Origin of the sequence: Asticcacaulis solisilvae (assembly GCF_017875235.1) — a bacterium.
GTDB lineage: Bacteria > Pseudomonadota > Alphaproteobacteria > Caulobacterales > Caulobacteraceae > Asticcacaulis > Asticcacaulis solisilvae_A.
The window spans coordinates 123,660-140,438 of sequence record NZ_JAGGMI010000004.1; the positions used below are offsets into that span (position 1 = coordinate 123,660).

Sequence of the window (16,779 nt, forward strand, 5' to 3'; positions counted from 1 at the left end):
GAGCCGTCCCGGCGAACGGCACTGAGCCTTTGCAACCTTTGACCTATCGTTTTCTCAAAGCCTCAAGTGAGGGGTTTATTTTCGAGGACACGCCACATGGCCGACGATTTCAATTTCAAGGTCAAGCCGGACAGCGGATTGCATCAGCCGTCGCTGGCCACCGCGCAGAAACCCGTTGCCGACGCCGCTCCGGCCGCGGCGCAAACCGGCCTGGACACCAGCCAGATCGATGCGGTGCACAAGGTGTCGCGCGATCTGAAGCGCATCATGAACAGCACCAGCCGCCTCAAGCCCGAGGCCGCCGGCCATCTGGCGCAGGTCAGCAAGTGGGCGGACGACTACCTGACCGGCCTCGACGCCGCGCGCAAGCTGTCGGAAAACGCCGGCGGCGCGCTCAGCGAGGCCCAGCGCGAACTGTCCCTGGCGCTCGATGAGTTCCTGCGCCTGGAAGGCGAAGGCGGCAACGTCGCCAGCCCGTCGCAGCAACGCTATACTGACGATCTCAGCCAGGCCCTGCGCCGCCTGAACACCCTTATCCCCGCCGCGCAGACGACCTTCAGCGCCACCACCGGCCCCAATGATCCGCCCAATCCCGAGATCGAACCCGGGGAACCGGCATCGCCGGAAATAAACCCCGTGCCGGCGCCGGAAGGCAATCCCGATGTCCTGCCGGATATTCCGCCCGTCGATCGCCCGGAAATCGGCCGACAGATTGGCTAAAGTTCGGAGATTCTCATGGCCTTTCCCAATCCCCGCCCTATTCCCGGTCACAAGCCTGATTATACCCATCAGGTCCGCTACGACGGCGAGTTCTACGAAGAAGAGCTGCCGCCGGAACTGTTCGACCCCCAGGAGGACGACGAGGAACTGGCGGTTTTTCACCACATTGCCGATCATATCGATGATTAATAGCGCGACAAAGAAAAAGCATGAGCACCATCGCCCGCATCCTTGTTGTCATTATCATCCTCGTCGTCGTGATCATCGGCGCGTCGCTCTTCCTTAACCGAACGGATGGCCGCACAACGGGTGAAAAGGTCGGCGACGCCATCGATGCCGTCCCCGAGGTCGTTGAAAGCGCGGCAGCGGAATTGAGCGAATCGTCGCCACTGGCCAAGGCGGAAGATGCGCTGGAAAACGCCGGAGACGCGGCCGAGTCGGCCGTTTCAAAGGTCGGCGCGGAGGCCCGCGAAGCCGCTTCGGAGACTTCGGCCGATATCAAGGCGGCGCGTGACAAACAAAAGCAACAGGACAGAGCCGAAAAGCGTAACCCATAAGTGATCACACATTTGCCTTCGCGGCAGAACGCTTGTATGGGCAGGATTTCAGGGGAGTCGGGCAGCTCAGCCAGGCTCCCCTTTTCCCGTAAAGCCATTTGTTCGCACCCTATTTGTCTGATATGATTTTGCCCATGACTCCCGATGATTTGTCGTCTCTGTCGCATGATGAAATGCGTGAGTACCTGCATCGGCAGATGCTTTCATCGGTATCGCACGACCTGAAGACGCCGCTGGCGACGATTATCGGTTCCCTCGAAGTCATGACCATGCTGTATGACAAGCTGCCCGAGGAAAAGCGGCGGTCATTGATCAGTTCGGCGCTGACCGAAGCCTTCCGGCTTGACTACTTCATCACCAATATTCTCGACATGGCCAAGTTCGAGGCCGCGGCGGTGAAACCGAGGTTCGAAGCCTGCCGCATGGGCCAGTTGGTCCAGGACAGCCTGTCGCGCCTGGGGCCGCTGAAGGCACGCGGCGAACTGGAAGTGCGGCAGGTCGGCGAACGCGACGAGATCTTTACCGATCCCATGCTGGGTAGCCGCGCCGTCGGCCTGGTACTGCACAACGCCTTTAAACACGGCATACGCAAGTACGACACCGCGGAGCCCTATGTCGAAATCGAACATGGTGTGACGGGGGCGGAAGGCTTTGTCCGGATCCGCGACCATGGCGACGGTATTCCGCAGGACAAGCAGGCGCTGGTCTTCGACAAATACACGCGGCTGCAGCGGGCGGATCAGCAGAATGCCGGCACGGGGCTGGGGCTGACCATCTGCCGCCACATCATGAAGCTGCTTGATGGCCGGATCGAACTGGCCAACCACCCCGAAGGCGGGGCGGTGTTTACGTTGTTTTACAAGGATCATCAGGCCGACTAGATCGGTATGATTTTAAGTGGAGACGCTTCTTGGGCCCCAAATCTTCCCTGATCCAATAAGAAAGCCTCGCCCCTAAAAAGGGCGAGGCTTTCTTATTGGAAAAGGCTTGTGGGGTCTCAGACCCCACACCCATAAGTCATCATAACGGCGGATTCGCACTGCGACCCGTGATCAGCCTGTAGACCAGGCCGGCGATAAACAGGACGACAAAGATAATGGCGATGAACTTGGCGATATCCGCGAAGGTGCCGGCCAGTCCCGTGAAACCAAGGAACGCCGCAGCCACGGCAAGTATAAAGAAGGTGACTATCCAGTTAAGCATGACATTCTCCTGAATGGACTGGACCAAATGAGCTACCGGCGTTTACCGATCTTCTTGATGCTAAGTCCACCACCATAAATATACAAAGACGAGTGCGACGCTTCGCGTAAGAATGAAATAAAACGGCCGCATCCATAAGGATGCGGCCCAAACCCACCAAATTATATAGCCGGACCTATTCCACGAGGTCCATGCGATAGCCAATCCCCGATTCCGACACAATCGACTTGCCGAGCCCTTCACGGGTTTCCAGCTTGTCGCGGACCTGGCCGATATAGACGCGCAGATATTGCGTGTCCTCCAGGTGCGCCGGCCCCCAGACTTCCTTGAGGATCTGCTTGTGCGTCAGCATGCGGCCGCGATTGACCAGGAAATAGCGCAACAGGTCGTATTCCTTGGGCGTGAAACCGACGCGCTCGCCGTCGATGAAGACTTCGTGGCGCACCAGGTCCATACGGATCGGACCATGGATGATTTCGGGCTCGCCGACCTCCTTGACCGCCGACTTGCGCAGGTTGGCGTGGATGCGCGCCAGCAGGACCTCGGCCGAAAACGGCTTGGTGACATAGTCGTCGGCGCCGGTGTTCAGCGCCGGCGCCGCATCCGAATCCTCGGACCGCGCCGTAAGTACGACGATCGGCACATTCGACCACTCGCGAATCTTGGTGATGACCTCCTTGCCATCGATGTCCGGCAAGCCGAGGTCGAGCAGGATGAGATCGGGCCGGACCGAAGCCGAAAGGCGCAAGGCCTGCTTACCACTATCGCACTCGCAGACCTTGAAATCCGCGGCATCCAGAAAAATGCTGAGCATTTTGCGGATTTCTTCCTCGTCATCCACAATCAGGATCGTATTCTTTTTCTCGAGCATGTGCGTGACTCGTGGTCCTCTCTGGTTCAAGCCTCGGTTACAGGATGTAGGTTTGCAAAAATAAAAATTAAATATGGAGGTGGCGGCTTACAAACGATACCAATGGCATTAAAGTACCGTATTCCTTATTATTTTTCTGCATTTTGTTTTACCGCCACAGCGTCGATATGACGCGCCAGAACGACGTCTTTTTCCGTCAGCCCACCGGCGTCATGCGTCGTCAGGCGAATGGCCACCTGGTTGTAAACGTTCGACCATTCCGGGTGGTGGTCCATCTCATCCGCCTTCGCCGCCACATCGGTCATGAAGGCAAAGGCCTTATTGAAATCCTTGAATTTCAGCTTGCGCGACAAGGCCTCGCCATCGCTTGTCCATTCAGGCAAGTCGCGGGCAAGACTGTCGATCCGGTCGGGGCTGAGCTTGGGAATCGTGCGTCTCCTTTGACAGGACGAGGATAGGGCAAAGCCACGCCCTTGTCGCAGCACAAAATCGTGCGCCGAAAGTTGTCAGGCCAATTTTATCAGGCTAAGGTACGCCAAACAGAGAGGTAACCCCATGCTGAAACACCTGCTGAGCGCCGCCGCGCTGTCGGCCCTTGTCGCTGGACCGGCCTTCGCTGGGCCCGCCGCACCGGCCAACGCACCCGAGTTGCAATCCATTGTACCGGCGCACGTGCTGGTCAATGCCGACCGCCGCGCCAGCCAGAACCTGTCGGGTCCGTGGCACTATTCGGTCGATCCCTACCGCGACGGCCAGGCGGATTTCATGGGTCGCCCGGTCAATCCGCGCCACGCCCGCGGCTCGGACACCAATGTCGAAAAGACGTCGAAGGAGAATCCGAACGCCCTGTTCGAATACGACCTGCGCCGCGCGCCGGAAGCCCAGATCCCGTCGTCGTGGATCGGCCATAGCGCGGAAATGCGTTATTATAACGGGCTTGTCTGGTATCAGAAAAGCTTTGACCGTCAGCCAAAGCAGGCTGGCAAGCGGGTCTTCCTGCGTTTCGGCGCCGTCGATTACAAGGCGACCATCTATCTCAACGGCCAGATGATCGGCCAGCACGAGGGCGGCTTTACGCCGTTCGCTTTCGATGTGACGGACACGTTACGCGACAAAGACAACAACCTGGTCGTTGCGGTCGATTCGGTGCGCAGCGCCGACACCGTGCCGCCGACCGTCACCGACTGGGAGACCTATGGAGGCATCCTGCGCGATGTGCTGCTGGTCGAAACGCCCGAGACCTGGATCGACGACAGCTTCGTCCGCTACACCAAGGACGGCCGCATCCTGGCGGACATCGCCATCGACGGGCCTGGTAAGGCCAATCAAACCGTCGAGGTGGCTGTCGAGGGCCTGAATCTGACGCTGAAAGGCACCACCGATGCCCAGGGCCACGTGGCCTTGAGCGCCAAGGCGCCGCGTGGGCTAAAGTTGTGGAGTCCAGAAACCCCGACCCTTTACAATGTGACGATCAAGGCCGGCGCCGACGCGCTGAAGGACCGGATCGGTTTCCGCACCATCGAGGTCAAGGGCACGCAGATCGTGCTCAACGGCAAGCCGGTTTTCCTGCGCGGCATCTCGCTGCACGAGGAGGAGTTTGGCCTGAACCCGGCGCGGATTATCACGCCGGAAGCGTCGCGCGCCCTGCTGAGCGAGATCAAGTACGGGCTGAACGGCAACTATGTCCGGCTGTCGCACTATCCGCATTCGGAAGTGACGACGCGGATGGCCGATGAGATGGGTCTTTTGGTCTGGAGCGAAATCCCGGTCTACTGGACGGTCAATTTCGCCCGCCCGGAAACGCTGATGGTGGCGCGCAAGATGCAGGCGGAAAACATCCTGCGCGATCGTAATCGGGCTTCGGTCATTATCTGGAGCGTCGGAAATGAGACGCCGATCAATGAAACGCGCACGGCCTTCCTGAAGCGGTTGGCGGACGATACGCGCGCGCTCGACGGGACGCGCCTGGCCAGTGCGGCGCTGATGACCGAACGTGAGATTATCGACGGCCATATCGACATGAAGATCGAGGATCCGCTGGTGGCGTCGCTCGATGTCATGGCGATCAACACCTATAATGGCTGGTACGGCAACGACAAGATCGAGGACGTGCCGGCGACGCAGTGGCACAGCCATTGGAACAAGCCACTGATCCTGTCGGAATTCGGCGCCGATGCGCAGTTCGGCTTCCACGATGAGGCCGCCAAGCCGCGCTTCAGCGAGGAGTACCAGGCGCTCTACTATACGAACACCCTGGCCATGGCGGACAAGATTCCGTTCCTGAGCGGTCTGTCTCCGTGGATCTTGAAGGACTTCCGCTCGCCGCGCCGCCAGCACATCTATCAGAAGGGCTGGAACCGCAAAGGTGTGGTGTCGGAGACGGGGCAGAGGAAGATGGCGTTCAAGGTGCTGTCGGATTATTTCGCCGGGAAGGCGGAAACGACGAAGTGATGTATCGGGCTTGGGTCACAGACCCCAAGCCCGATACATTTACCGCGTTCGTTCACCTGTTCCGCGCGTAAACACCCGATCGCCCTCAATCACCTCGGCCGCCGCCAGATCGCGCGTGTTATGCAGTTCGTCGTAGATCGGTGCGAAGTCCGTCCGGGCGAAATCGAGCAGGCTGTCGATCGACGGCAGGACAAAATAGCTCTCCTGGAAGTCGTCGATGCGGTACAAAGTCCGCATGACGCGCCGCAGATCAAAACCGATCCGGTTCGGCGACGCATCCTCCAGCGCAAACCGCGTTTCCGAAAACGACGACAGGATACCGGCGCCGAAAATCCGCAAGGCCCCGGCCTCCTCGACCAGGCCGAACTCAACCGTGTACCAGTACAACCGCGCCAACCGGTCCAGTTCCCCCAGCCGATCGGCACGCAGGCCGCCTTCGCCATAGGCCTGCATGAAGTCGGCCATGACCGGGTTCATCATCATCGGCACGTGGCCGAAGACATCATGGAACACATCCGGTTCCTGCAGATAGTCAAGCTCGTGGGCTTTGCGGATAAACTGCCCGGCCGGAAAACGCCGGTTGGCCAGATGATCGAAAAAGACGTCGTTCGGCACCATGCCCGGCACCGCCACCACCTGCCAGCCGGTACGACGCATCAGCACGTCGCTTAATTTCTCGAAATCCGGAATTGTGTCCGCATCAATCGGCAGGTCACGCAAGCCGTCCATATAGGCCTGGCACGCCCGCCCCGGCATCAGGGCCACCTGGCGCTCAAACAGTGTGCGCCACACGCCATGTTCTTCTGAGCTATAGGCCTGCCAGTCCTGTGCAATGGTCCAGTCCGGCCGCTCGGGAACATAGCCGCCCACCACGCCGTGCTTTTCTGAAACAATTTGATCCATGGCATCCTCCGCTAAGAATGATGCCATGGATTTGGTTTCATTTGCAAATATCTTTGCCGTGAAGCCTACAAGCAATATGCCGAAAAGTGTGAAGCGGTTTTCGGTTAATATCGCGTCTTTAAAGTCCAGAGTCCGCAATCAGCTTCTTCATGGCGTCGAGATAGGCGATATATGCCTTGCGCCCCTGGGCCGTCAGCGTGACCGTGGTCTGGGGCTTCTTGCCGACAAAGGCCTTGCCGATGGTCACATAGCCGGCCTCTTCCAGCTTGCGCAGCTGTACCGACAGATTGCCGTCCGTCGCCTGGAGCTTAGTCTTCAGCAGGGGGAAATCCGCTGATCCTGCCGTCGATAGATAGGCCATGACCCCCAGCCGCAACCGCCCATGAATGACGTCGTCGAGCGAGTCGATGTTGAAGTCGTCCATGGCTCAGCCCTTGGCCGACCGTATCAGGATCAGCCCCGGCAGCATGGCGAACAGGACGAGGCACCCGGCATAGGCCAGCATCTGCTCGGGCAGGGTCGCCAGGTAGGCAATAGCCGGCGCCGCCAGGAAACAGCCCGCGCAGATCAGCTTGAGCCAGCCCTGGCACGACACCACCGCGGCAACCCACCAGCCAATACCGTAAAGGATCAGGATCGCCGGCGCGATCAGGGCCGTCATGGCTTCGACCGAATGGAGGCGGACACCGGCCGCGGTCATGCAGAAACCCAGGGCGGCGATGGCGAGGCCTATGGCTGACCAGACCGAATTGACCGCTCTGCCGGCGGGATGCCCCGACGCCCTCGTCCCACCCAGTGGCAGGAAAAAGCTCAGACCGAAAGCCACGCCTGCGCTTGCCCAGACAGCGACCTGGTACCAGGGATTGCCGAGCGGCAGGATACCGGCCTCGAAGCCGTATTGCGCCAGCGACGCCATGCTGAAGAACAGTCCCGCCCAGAACAGGGGCGATCCGTTGACGACCGGACGGCTGCCGTCCTCGGCCAGGGATTTCATATAGGCAATATCGTCGTGCAGGTTTGAGTTGGACATAACGGATCCTTCGTGAATAGCTGATATCAAAATACAAAAGAACTTTATTTTGTAAAGTACTTTTTTTGATCTGATTTCTTCCTATTTTGAACCGAGGATCATGTGAGTGTTGCGTATGTGTGGCAGATATGGCGGGCCCAAGCGGATGGGCGGCTATACAGAAATCGTCAAGGCGGTGTTTAAAACGCCGCCACCGCCTCTGGACCGTGAGTTTGCACCAGGATCGGTGGCGCCCGTACTGGCGCGCAATGCCGCAGGACAAAATACTCTGATCGAGGCGCGTTGGTCACTTATTCCGTCCACCTATCGGGGCAAGATCACCGACTGGAAAATGACGACCGCCCATGCCCGTCTGGAGGATGTCACCGAGCGTCCTGCTCGCGAGCCTGGGCTAAAAAACGCCGGGTTATCGTTCCCGCTTCCTGTTATTGGGAATGGTCGGAACGTTTGGGAAGAAGTCGCGTTCCTAAACAACGCTGGTGCATTGAGCCGGACAGCGATGAGCCATTGGCCATGGCGGGCCTATGGGACCATGCCCAAACAGCCGATGGCCCGGTCCTGTCCTTTGCCATACTGACGCGCACGCCAGGCGAGCGCATGCAGCGTCTGCACGATCGCGAGCCTGTCGTACTTGCACGCTCTGAAATGGCGGCGTGGCTTGACGGCAAGGCACTGGATTTGTCCACCCCGTGGAACGACGACGCTTTCCGCCTGACGCCAGTTGCGTAATAGAGATTGCCAGCCCGCTAAAAGCCGTTAGTTTCAAACGTTCAGTATTTACAAAAAGGTGGGCGACGTATGCGCAATCTTCTCAAATCCCTATATGTCACGTCTGCGCTGGCCTTGGTCGCCTGCGCCGCGCCTTCATTCTCGCAGACTTCACAGGGTACGATGACCACCGTCGCCAGGCAGATCCCGTCCAATCCGAACATTGCCGCAAAAGACGCCGCAGATCCGCGCGCCTTTCTCGATGCCATCGAAGGCAAGGAGGCGCTCGACTGGGCGATTGCTCGCAACACCAAGACACTCGACCGCCTGTCGCAGGACCCGCGCTTTGGCCAATACCAGGCCGAGATGCTGAAGATCCTGCAGGCCACCGACCGCATCCCCATGCCGGGCTTCGAACACGGCGGCATGATCGACAATTTCTGGCAGGACGCCGACCACAAGCAGGGTGTGTGGCGCCGCACGACCTGGGAGTCTTACAAGACCAATGACCCGAAGTGGGAGACCATTTTCGACGTCGATGCCCAGGCGAAGCTTGACGGCAAGATGTGGGTCTTCAATGGTTCCGACTGCCTGCCGCCGGACAATCGTTACTGCCTGATCAGCCTGGCCGATGGCGGCACTGACGCCGATATCGTGCGCGAATTCGACACCCAGACAAAGGCGTTTGTGCCGGGTGGTTTCGACCTGCCGGCCGGCAAGCAGAATGTCAGCTGGGTCGACAAGGACACCCTCTATGTGTCGCGCGAATGGCAGCCGGGTGAACTGACCACCTCCAGCTATCCATATATCACCAAGAAGCTGAAGCGCGGCCAGAAGCTGGAAGACGCCGTCGAAGTGTTTCGCGGCAAGAAGGACGACGTCTCCGCCGGACGCTACGTCCTGCGCGACATCGACGGCGCCTATGTCATCGACATGTCCTATTCGAAGCCGAGCTTCTTCGAGACGGTGACGACCTTCTATACCGATGCGGGCCCGGTCACCCTGCCCTTCCCGCTCAATTCGGACTTCCAGGCTTATCACAAGGGCCAGGCCGTCTACCGCCTGAAGTCCGACTGGACCAGCGCCAAGGGCACGGCATTCAAGGCGGGCGCCATCATCTCATTCGACCTCAAGGCAGGTCTCAAGGCCCCGGCAAAGATCGAGCCTGTCACCATCTTCATGCCGGGCGACCACCAATCGGTCGAAACCATCAGCCAGACCAGGACCCGGCTGGTCATGGCCATCCTGTCGAATGTGACCGGCGAGGTCCACGGCTTCAGCTTCGACGGCAAGGGCTGGTCAGCGAAAAAGCTCGACCTGCCGGCCAATTCGACGCTTGACCTGGTGTCGGCCGACGACCAGGGCGACGACGTCTTCGTTTCGGCATCGGGCTTCCTGGCGCCGACAACATTATACCGCGTCGATGTTGTTTCCGGAAAATCAGAAATAATAAAAGCGGCGCCGGAACGCTTTGACGCGCAAGGACTTCAGGTCCAGCAGCATTGGGCGACATCCACCGATGGCACCAAAATCCCTTACTTCCTGGTCGCTCGTAAGGACGTCAAGCTCGACGGCCAGACCCCGACCCTGCTCTATGCCTATGGCGGTTTTGAAGCCTCCATGCTGCCGGCCTATTCGGCATCGATCGGCAAGCTTTGGCTGGAGAAGGGCGGCGCCTATGTGCTGGCCAATATCCGCGGCGGCGGCGAGTTCGGACCCAAGTGGCACGAGGCAGGCCTCAAGACCAATCGTCAGCGGATCTATGACGATTTCCAGGCGGTGGCCGAGGACCTGATCGCGCGCAAGGTCACCTCGCCGCGCCGGTTGGGTATCATGGGCGGGTCGAACGGCGGCCTGCTGATGGGCGTGCAACTAACCCAGCGTCCCGACCTGTGGAACGCCGTGGTGGTGCAGGTGCCCCTGCTCGACATGGTCAATTACACTCACATGTCGGCCGGCGCGTCGTGGCAGGGCGAATACGGCAATCCCGACGATCCGGCCGAAGGCGCCTTCCTGCGCGGGATTTCGCCCTATCACAATGTCAAGGCCGGCACCGCCTATCCGGAACCGCTGTTCGAGACCTCGACCAAGGACGACCGCGTGGGGCCGGTCCACGCCCGCAAGATGGCGGCGCTGTTCGAGGACATGGGCCTGCCCTACTACTATTACGAAAACATCGAAGGCGGCCACAAGGCGGCGGCCAACCTGCCGGAAATCGCCCGCCGCTATGCGATCGAGTATACGTACCTGACCAAGAAGCTCATGGATTGATGCGTTAGGTTTGCGAAAACTTCGCCCTCCCTGCTCTGCGGGGAGGGGGGACCATCTGCGGAGCAGATGGTGGGCGGGGTGGCGGAAGAAGTGACAGGCTCTAGCATTTGTTGAACGGCAAGATGGCCCCGCCCACCGCCTTCGGCGGTCCCCCCTCCCCATAAATGGGGAGGGCGAAAGCCGAACTACTTAAGCGGGTTTTAAATCCCTACTCCGCCGTCAGCGACCGGAACAGGCTGGCTTCAAAATCGATCAGGATGTCGGCGTATTCAACGCTTTCGAGCTGGCGGGACTGGGTCTTGTACAGGCGCGCCATGCGGAACTTCCAGAACGACACGATGTGGTTCAGAACCCCCAGCTTTTCGCCCAGGTCGAAGAACAGGTTCGACCCGCGCATCAGGAACTGGCGGAACGGCTCAGGGTTGCGCTCGACGGCCAGGGCGATATAGACCTCGTCGTAGTTTTCGAGGATGCGCCCCGCCTCGTGGATCGTCTTGACGATGGCCTTGGCAATGCGCGGCCGGGCCCGGCGCAGATAGTTGCGCACCATGTCCTCGTGCGTCGGCACGGGCTTATAGGTTGACAGGCCGTTCAGGACTTCGCGGATCGCGTCCTGAAGTTCGACATAGCCCCACTTGTAGTAGAGGAAGCCGCGCCAGCACATGATGCCGGCGGAAAACTGCTCGTCGGTCATGCCGAGCGTTTCCTTCAGCGGCCACAGTTCGCGGTCGAGTTGGTCCGACAGGATCTTGCTGCCCAGTTTGGACGCGCCCTGTCCGCCTTCGCCGCCCAAGGCCGCCGCGACGAGGTTTTCGATCTCGTGCGCCGTAAACTTGCCCATGCTCTGCAGGTCGTTCGGTGAAATCTGGAAATATTTGCGCGACGCCCGGACATTGATCGCCAACAGCTGTTCGCGCAACAGGAAGGGATCGAGCGACGGCAGCCGGTCCATGCAGCGCAGGATTTCGACATCGCGGCTGCGCGACAGGTCGGTAATGCCGAGATAGGTCTTCATCAGTTGTTCGAAATGCGCCTGGCGGAAGAAGAAGGCGCGGCCGCCCAGCGTCAGGTCGTAAGCATCGAACGGCAGGATGATCTTGGTCACGGTCTGGCGGCTGCCGGCGAACAGGTGGCGTTCGTCGACGCGCAGATTGTGCTTCAGGATGATGGCGCGGTTCAGCGCCGAATTCTCGAACAGCGGATTTTCGTTGTAATCTTCGTCGTCGCGAAAAGCACGGTAGATGCGCGACAGGTTGAGCACGCGGTCCGACGACCCGCCGAACGTCAGGTGCGCCAGATTACGCATTTCGCGCGAGGTGCGGAAATGACTGTCAGCCAACCGGGCCATTACGGGGGCATCAACGAACACGAGTACACATCCCTCTCCGGTCTAGCGATATGCCAAAAAGTGTGCGGCGGTTTTTGGTTAGATATCGCGACAAAATAATAACCGGTTACGCGTCTTCTTCCTGATTGCCGACCACGCTCAGCGAATCCTCGAAATCCATCAGGATGTCGCTGTATTCGGTAGGCGTCAGGCGCTGATCGTTCATCGCCTGGCTCATGCGGTACTGCCAGAATGAACCTATATGGCTCAGAATTCCGATATTTTCGCCCAGTTCGAAGAACAGGCGCGGCCCATCGAGCAGGAAGCGGCGGAATGGTCCGGCATTCTCGCCCTGGACGAGAGCGTGATAGGCCTGGTCGTACACGTTCAGCGTCCGGCCGACGCCCTGAATGGCGCTGACGATCTTGCGCGCCAGGCGCGGACGGACTTCGCGCAGATATTCCTTCAGTGCCTCGTCGGCCGAACCGACGGGCTGGTAGCTGGCCAGCCCTTCCAGCACCTTACGCATCTCTTCCTGAAGTTCCAGGTGGCGCCACTTGAAGTACAGAAAGCCCCGCCATGAGAAGATGCCGTCGGAGAACTCGTCCTCGCTCATGCGCAGCACGCGGCGCAACGGCGACAGTTCCTTGTCGAGTTCGTCGGCCAGGATCTTGCCCGTCAGCTTGACGCCGGCCTCGCCTGAAAAGCCGTCGCCGAACGCGGTGACGACCAGGCGTTCGATCTCGGCATTGGCGAAACCGACCATGCGCTGGACATCGAAGGGCGAAATCTTGAGATAGCAGGCACCAGGCTTGAAGCCGTTGCGGCCCAAATGCTCGCGCACCAGGAACGGATCGAGCGACGGCAGCTGGTCCAGCAGGCGCAGCATCTGCACGTCAGCATTGGCCATCACGTCGTCGATGTTGAAATAGGCGCGGCAGAAGGCGTCGAAACCGGTCTGGTTGACAAAGATCGAGCGGCCGCCCAGCTTCAGGTCCAGCGGATCGAACGGCAGGATGATCTTGGTCGCCGTGCGCTTGGCGCGGGCGAACAGGTCGCGCTCATTGGCGCGCAGGGTGTGCTTGACCAGTATGCATTTGTTCAGCTGCGAGTCGCGGAAGAATGGCCGCATCTGGTATTCTTTTTCGCGCGCCGACTGGAGGTAGACCTGAGACAGGCTGAGCACGCGGCTGGTCGAGGCCGTCTCGCCCAGATTGGCGAGGTTGCGGACATCGCGGTTATTGGCCTGGTTGGCCGCCGCTTTCGGATCCGCCGGCGATGAGAAGGCATGAGCGTTCATGCGAGCGATTTCCTGTTCTGGCGCCGCCGGGCGACAAGGTTTTCAAGGCGCTGGACGATGGCCGCGGCCTGGCTTTCCTGATCGAACGGCACGGTATTGAGCTGGATCAGGGCGTCGAGATGGGCATCGAGGATTTTCGAATCCGCGTGGTCGCCGGCCATGGCGATATAGGTGTTGAGCGAGCGGGTCGCCTGCTCGATCAGGCTCAGGCGGAAATTGTGGGCGCGGCGTTCGGCGACCAGCAGCTTTTCGACCATGTGGGTCATGGTGGCGCGATCCAGGCCGCCACGCGCGCTCATCATGGCGCGGACCGCATTCAGCTCGACGGTCAGTGATTCACGAAACATGTTGCGCGAATGGGTCTCGGCGGCCTGTTCGACGTCCTCGTTGCGGCGGAGCAGCCCCGGATAGGTCTCGGCCCGGCGCCGGCGACGGTCGGGGCCGGTATAGTCCAGCGAGGCGATGAACCGGCGCTTCTGCGTCAGGGCTGAAGCCAGGGCCTTGAGCAGCGAACCCGTCGAGAACGGCTTGATGACGAATTCGTTGATGCCGGCATTGCGCGCGGTCGTGACGTCTCGCGCGCGCTGCCGGGCGGTGATCATGATGATCGGCACTTCGGGATTGGCGAAGCGGGGATCGGGGGCATGGGCGGCGGCGCGGATTTCGCGCACCAGCTCGACGCCGGTCTTGCCGGGCAGGCCCCAGTCGAGGAGAAGGACGTCCGGATCGTGGCCCTGCATCTGCTCGATCGCCTCTTCGGCGTCGCGGGCAAAGGTCAGGTTTTCGAAGCCTGCGCCACGCAGCAGTTCCAGGATCAGCCGGCGCGATGCATCATGATCCTCAACCACGAGAACGGCGGCGCGTGCGCAGTCGATCTTGCGCAGCAACCGCTGGGTCTGGGAATGCGATGTCTTCATCGTGTGGCTAAAAGGGCTCGAATGCGGCGCTCCGATACCGGAACAACAGTCACAAAATAACAGCCACACCTTAATTTCAGGTTGACCAAAGCACTGATTTATATGGTTAAATTTGCGTAAATCCAAAGCATGATGCGAAAAAGCGGAAGGCGGTTTTTAAGCCAAGCATGCGACCAACAGAAAGCCTGGTATCAACCCACGCTTAACCGCTGTGTGGTAAGAATACCGAATGCATCGCCGCGCTCTCCTTATCTCTTCACTCAGTCTGCTGTTCACCACCTCACCCGCGCTGGCCGGTGGCGCGCCCAAGAAAAAGGGCGGCGGACCTGGCTTTACCCAGTTTCCAATGATGAGCGTGTTCACGCGCGGCAACGGCCATCGCCACGGCACGCTGAGCCTTGACATGGGCCTCTATTCCAATGACGCCAAGATGGTCGACCGCATCAAGCTGTACATGCCGCGCCTGAAAGACGCCTATGTCAGGCGCCTGCAGGCCTATGCCGGCGGCCTGACCGCCTCCAGCCTGGTCGATGCCGATTACCTGGCCGGGCAGCTCCAGACCGTCACCGACCAGGTTCTCGGCAAGTCCGGGGCCAAGGTCCTGATGGGTTCTATTCTACTCAATTGATCGGATTGCTGAACGGATCCCGTTTTGGTGCGTGCAGGGGCACGATATTTTGCATTGCACAAAAAAGTGAATGCCGGCATAATCTGTTTACCATGATAAGCGGCCGTTAAAGCGATATGGCGAAAAGTGTCAGCGGTTTTCGCCATAAATATCGCTATAAAACAAAAGCCGATTAACAAAGGAATCAAAGGGATGAGTGACGCGCCAGAACCGGGCTCGACGTCCGGCGCCGGTCCTTTCGAAAGCGGTCTGCGCATGATGGGCGCGCAGCAGCAGCTGGCGGCGCGCAGCCTGATCAACCTGATCGAGATGATTTCCACGACGTCGCGGCGCTACGCCGAGGACACGCAGGCGTTCACGCGCGATGCCTATGAATTGATGAAGGAAGCATCCGAAACGCGTGACCCGGCTGCTCTGTCCGAGCTACAGCAGAAATGGGCGAAGACCTGCCTGAAGTACGGCCAGGACCAGACCAAGGCGACCATGACCTTCGTCCAGAATTGCGGCAAGCAGGCGCTCAACTCCGCCGCACCGGCCGGCGGCGAGCCGAAAAAGGACTGACATTATGGAACTCAAGGGTAAGACGGCACTGGTCACGGGCTCGACCAGCGGCATTGGCCTGGCTATCGCCAAAGCCATGGCGGCGCAGGGCGCCAACATCATGCTAAATGGCCTGGGCGATGCCGCCGAGATCGAAAAGACCCGCTCCGAGCTGGCCGCCTCGGCCGGCGTCAAGGTGCTGTTCGACGGCGCCGACCTGACCAAACCCGACGCCATCAAGTCGCTGATCTTCAATACCCAGGACCAGTTGGGCGGGGTCGATGTCCTGGTCAACAATGCCGGTATACAGCACGTCTCGCCGATCGAAACCTTCCCGCCGGAAAAGTGGGACATGATTATCGCGCTGAACCTGACGGCATCGTTTCACACCACGCGCCTGGTGTTCGACGAGATGAAGGCGAAAAAGTGGGGCCGGATCATCAATATCGCGTCCGCCCACGCCCTGGTCGCTTCGCCGTTCAAGTCGGCCTATGTCGCCGCCAAACACGGCCTGCTGGGCTTCACCAAGACGATCGCGCTCGAAGGCGCCGAGTTCGGCATCACCTGCAACGCCATCTGTCCCGGCTATGTGAAAACGCCGCTGGTCGAAAAGCAGATCCCGGATACCGCCAAGGCGCGCGGCATCACCGAGGAGCAGGTTATCCGCGACGTGCTTCTGGCCGCCCAGCCGACCAAGCAGTTCGTCACTGCCGAGCAGGTGGCGGCCCTGGCCATCTTCCTGTGCCAGGACGCCGGCAGCCAGATCAACGGCGCGCCCTTAAGCATGGACGGCGGCTGGGTCGCGCAGTAGGTATGGGTTAAAGGGGCCAAGCGGCCCCCGGCAGTCGTCTGCCGCCCTCGCGGAGGCGTTCGCCTTTGGCGAACTGCCGTGAGCGGAATAAAGGTCCTTATCGAAATTTTATCAAAATGACCCGCCTGACTTACCGCTTCACAACGCCGGCTCAGTCATAAGTTTCACTTCTTTGTGAAGAAGGAAACCTCCCGTGCGCAAGACCTCCATCAAGCTGACCATCCTGGCCGCCCTGGCCGCCTCCCTGACCGTTGCCGCCTGCACCAAGACGGAAGACAGCCACACCACCACCGAAACCACAACCGAAACGACCTCGGTCGTCGCTGATCCGATGGCCGCTGATCCGATGGCTTCGGCTACGGCCTCCGACGCTGGCATGGCTGCCAGCCCGGCCGCTGCCGAAACCACGACGACCACGACGACGACTTCGGCCGCCGCCGTACACTAACACGGGTGGAAAACGCCCAGACCGTACGTACCGTGTGAGAGGCAGTTCGTACGGATACTGGCAAAAACGGGCCTGGCAGGGAGAGCTGCCAGGC

At 60.0% G+C, this 16,779-nt stretch carries 20 protein-coding genes and 1 pseudogene; 12 read left to right on the forward strand and 9 right to left on the reverse strand.

The genetic code is table 11. The annotated features are described in order from the left end of the window. Positions 1-96: 96 nt before the first annotated feature. The 4 genes from J2X24_RS08905 to J2X24_RS08920 all read left to right on the forward strand — a co-directional run bounded on the left by J2X24_RS08905 (position 97) and on the right by J2X24_RS08920 (position 2,158). Entirely contained in the window at positions 97-720 is a 624-nt protein-coding gene (locus tag J2X24_RS08905; RefSeq protein WP_209719793.1) for a hypothetical protein, read from the forward strand. 15 nt (positions 721-735) lie between these two features. Next, positions 736-909, forward strand: a complete 174-nt coding sequence (locus tag J2X24_RS08910; protein ID WP_209719796.1) for a hypothetical protein — start codon at positions 736-738, stop codon at positions 907-909. 20 nt (positions 910-929) lie between these two features. Beyond that, entirely contained in the window at positions 930-1,277 is a 348-nt protein-coding gene (locus J2X24_RS08915) for a hypothetical protein (RefSeq protein ID WP_209719802.1), read from the forward strand. Between the two features lie 134 nt (positions 1,278-1,411). Beyond that, positions 1,412-2,158: a sensor histidine kinase gene (locus J2X24_RS08920; protein ID WP_209719805.1), complete on the forward strand. Its 747-nt coding sequence runs from the start codon at positions 1,412-1,414 to the stop codon at positions 2,156-2,158. 139 nt (positions 2,159-2,297) lie between these two features. Here the strand turns inward: J2X24_RS08920 and J2X24_RS08925 are convergent, their stop codons facing one another. The 3 genes from J2X24_RS08925 to J2X24_RS08935 all read right to left on the reverse strand — a co-directional run bounded on the left by J2X24_RS08925 (position 2,298) and on the right by J2X24_RS08935 (position 3,779). Next, the gene (locus J2X24_RS08925) at positions 2,298-2,480 is read right to left on the reverse strand and encodes a DUF1328 domain-containing protein (protein ID WP_209719807.1); all 183 of its coding nucleotides are present in this window, start codon (positions 2,478-2,480) and stop codon (positions 2,298-2,300) included. Positions 2,481-2,655: 175 nt separating this feature from the next. Further along, positions 2,656-3,351, reverse strand: coding sequence for a response regulator (locus J2X24_RS08930; protein ID WP_192619596.1), 696 nt, complete (start codon positions 3,349-3,351; stop codon positions 2,656-2,658). Positions 3,352-3,479: 128 nt separating this feature from the next. Beyond that, positions 3,480-3,779: a 4a-hydroxytetrahydrobiopterin dehydratase gene (locus J2X24_RS08935; RefSeq protein WP_209720316.1), complete on the reverse strand. Its 300-nt coding sequence runs from the start codon at positions 3,777-3,779 to the stop codon at positions 3,480-3,482. A 127-nt stretch (positions 3,780-3,906) separates the two neighbouring features. On the opposite strand from J2X24_RS08935, the gene J2X24_RS08940 reads away from it, so the two are divergent. Continuing rightward, positions 3,907-5,802: a glycoside hydrolase family 2 protein gene (locus J2X24_RS08940; RefSeq protein WP_209719810.1), complete on the forward strand. Its 1,896-nt coding sequence runs from the start codon at positions 3,907-3,909 to the stop codon at positions 5,800-5,802. A gap of 39 nt (positions 5,803-5,841) precedes the next feature. On the opposite strand, the gene phhA is transcribed toward J2X24_RS08940, so the two are convergent. The 3 genes from phhA to J2X24_RS08955 all read right to left on the reverse strand — a co-directional run bounded on the left by phhA (position 5,842) and on the right by J2X24_RS08955 (position 7,735). Then, complete coding sequence (gene phhA, locus J2X24_RS08945) at positions 5,842-6,705, reverse strand: phenylalanine 4-monooxygenase (protein ID WP_209720319.1); 864 nt, start codon at positions 6,703-6,705, stop codon at positions 5,842-5,844. Between the two features lie 118 nt (positions 6,706-6,823). Beyond that, the gene (locus J2X24_RS08950; protein WP_209719813.1) at positions 6,824-7,129 is read right to left on the reverse strand and encodes a winged helix-turn-helix domain-containing protein; all 306 of its coding nucleotides are present in this window, start codon (positions 7,127-7,129) and stop codon (positions 6,824-6,826) included. 3 nt (positions 7,130-7,132) lie between these two features. Beyond that, positions 7,133-7,735: a hypothetical protein gene (locus tag J2X24_RS08955; protein WP_209719816.1), complete on the reverse strand. Its 603-nt coding sequence runs from the start codon at positions 7,733-7,735 to the stop codon at positions 7,133-7,135. Between the two features lie 115 nt (positions 7,736-7,850). Here J2X24_RS08955 and J2X24_RS22920 point away from each other — a divergent pair. From J2X24_RS22920 to J2X24_RS08965, 3 genes and pseudogenes are all read left to right on the forward strand, one after another. Continuing rightward, positions 7,851-8,102 (forward strand): annotated as a pseudogene (locus tag J2X24_RS22920) (SOS response-associated peptidase family protein); the annotation flags it as partial. Next, positions 8,018-8,464 (forward strand): SOS response-associated peptidase family protein, encoded by a 447-nt coding sequence (locus J2X24_RS08960; protein WP_209719819.1) that lies wholly within the window; start codon positions 8,018-8,020, stop codon positions 8,462-8,464. The pseudogene J2X24_RS22920 and the gene J2X24_RS08960, both read left to right, overlap by 85 nt. Positions 8,465-8,533: 69 nt before the next feature. After that, a complete protein-coding gene (locus J2X24_RS08965) occupies positions 8,534-10,714 on the forward strand; it encodes a prolyl oligopeptidase family serine peptidase (protein ID WP_209719822.1) in 2,181 nt (726 codons plus the stop codon). Positions 10,715-10,922: 208 nt separating this feature from the next. Here J2X24_RS08965 and J2X24_RS08970 read toward each other — a convergent pair whose 3' ends face one another. The 3 genes from J2X24_RS08970 to J2X24_RS08980 all read right to left on the reverse strand — a co-directional run bounded on the left by J2X24_RS08970 (position 10,923) and on the right by J2X24_RS08980 (position 14,258). Continuing rightward, positions 10,923-12,062: a hypothetical protein gene (locus J2X24_RS08970; RefSeq protein WP_209719825.1), complete on the reverse strand. Its 1,140-nt coding sequence runs from the start codon at positions 12,060-12,062 to the stop codon at positions 10,923-10,925. 106 nt (positions 12,063-12,168) lie between these two features. Further along, complete coding sequence (locus J2X24_RS08975) at positions 12,169-13,341, reverse strand: hypothetical protein (protein ID WP_209719828.1); 1,173 nt, start codon at positions 13,339-13,341, stop codon at positions 12,169-12,171. Next, positions 13,338-14,258, reverse strand: coding sequence for a response regulator (locus J2X24_RS08980; RefSeq protein ID WP_209719831.1), 921 nt, complete (start codon positions 14,256-14,258; stop codon positions 13,338-13,340). Before J2X24_RS08980 ends, J2X24_RS08975 begins: the two co-directional genes overlap by 4 nt. 229 nt (positions 14,259-14,487) lie before the next feature. Between J2X24_RS08980 and J2X24_RS08985 the strand changes: the two genes are divergently transcribed. From J2X24_RS08985 to J2X24_RS09000, 4 genes are all read left to right on the forward strand, one after another. Next, on the forward strand, positions 14,488-14,886 hold the full coding sequence (locus tag J2X24_RS08985; protein ID WP_209719833.1) for a Tat pathway signal protein: 399 nt from the start codon (positions 14,488-14,490) through the stop codon (positions 14,884-14,886). Positions 14,887-15,078: 192 nt separating this feature from the next. Beyond that, a complete protein-coding gene (locus tag J2X24_RS08990) occupies positions 15,079-15,447 on the forward strand; it encodes a phasin (RefSeq protein WP_209719836.1) in 369 nt (122 codons plus the stop codon). 4 nt (positions 15,448-15,451) lie between these two features. Continuing rightward, positions 15,452-16,237, forward strand: a complete 786-nt coding sequence (locus tag J2X24_RS08995; protein ID WP_209719839.1) for a 3-hydroxybutyrate dehydrogenase — start codon at positions 15,452-15,454, stop codon at positions 16,235-16,237. Between the two features lie 193 nt (positions 16,238-16,430). Beyond that, positions 16,431-16,685 (forward strand): hypothetical protein, encoded by a 255-nt coding sequence (locus J2X24_RS09000; RefSeq protein WP_209719842.1) that lies wholly within the window; start codon positions 16,431-16,433, stop codon positions 16,683-16,685. Positions 16,686-16,779 lie beyond the last annotated feature (94 nt).

Bases quoted from the DNA above. Each gene is read 5' to 3' on its own strand.
- J2X24_RS08905 (WP_209719793.1), top strand. From the start codon at position 97: ATGGCCGACGATTTCAATTTCAAGGTCAAGCCGGACAGCGGATTGCAT.
- J2X24_RS08910 (WP_209719796.1), top strand. From the start codon at position 736: ATGGCCTTTCCCAATCCCCGCCCTATTCCCGGTCACAAGCCTGATTAT.
- J2X24_RS08915 (WP_209719802.1), top strand. From the start codon at position 930: ATGAGCACCATCGCCCGCATCCTTGTTGTCATTATCATCCTCGTCGTC.
- J2X24_RS08920 (WP_209719805.1), top strand. From the start codon at position 1,412: ATGACTCCCGATGATTTGTCGTCTCTGTCGCATGATGAAATGCGTGAG.
- J2X24_RS08925 (WP_209719807.1), bottom strand. From the start codon at position 2,480: ATGCTTAACTGGATAGTCACCTTCTTTATACTTGCCGTGGCTGCGGCG.
- J2X24_RS08930 (WP_192619596.1), bottom strand. From the start codon at position 3,351: ATGCTCGAGAAAAAGAATACGATCCTGATTGTGGATGACGAGGAAGAA.
- J2X24_RS08940 (WP_209719810.1), top strand. From the start codon at position 3,907: ATGCTGAAACACCTGCTGAGCGCCGCCGCGCTGTCGGCCCTTGTCGCT.
- phhA (WP_209720319.1), bottom strand. From the start codon at position 6,705: ATGGATCAAATTGTTTCAGAAAAGCACGGCGTGGTGGGCGGCTATGTT.
- J2X24_RS08950 (WP_209719813.1), bottom strand. From the start codon at position 7,129: ATGGACGACTTCAACATCGACTCGCTCGACGACGTCATTCATGGGCGG.
- J2X24_RS08955 (WP_209719816.1), bottom strand. From the start codon at position 7,735: ATGTCCAACTCAAACCTGCACGACGATATTGCCTATATGAAATCCCTG.
- J2X24_RS08965 (WP_209719822.1), top strand. From the start codon at position 8,534: ATGCGCAATCTTCTCAAATCCCTATATGTCACGTCTGCGCTGGCCTTG.
- J2X24_RS08970 (WP_209719825.1), bottom strand. From the start codon at position 12,062: ATGGCCCGGTTGGCTGACAGTCATTTCCGCACCTCGCGCGAAATGCGT.
- J2X24_RS08975 (WP_209719828.1), bottom strand. From the start codon at position 13,341: ATGAACGCTCATGCCTTCTCATCGCCGGCGGATCCGAAAGCGGCGGCC.
- J2X24_RS08980 (WP_209719831.1), bottom strand. From the start codon at position 14,258: ATGAAGACATCGCATTCCCAGACCCAGCGGTTGCTGCGCAAGATCGAC.
- J2X24_RS08985 (WP_209719833.1), top strand. From the start codon at position 14,488: ATGCATCGCCGCGCTCTCCTTATCTCTTCACTCAGTCTGCTGTTCACC.
- J2X24_RS08990 (WP_209719836.1), top strand. From the start codon at position 15,079: ATGAGTGACGCGCCAGAACCGGGCTCGACGTCCGGCGCCGGTCCTTTC.
- J2X24_RS08995 (WP_209719839.1), top strand. From the start codon at position 15,452: ATGGAACTCAAGGGTAAGACGGCACTGGTCACGGGCTCGACCAGCGGC.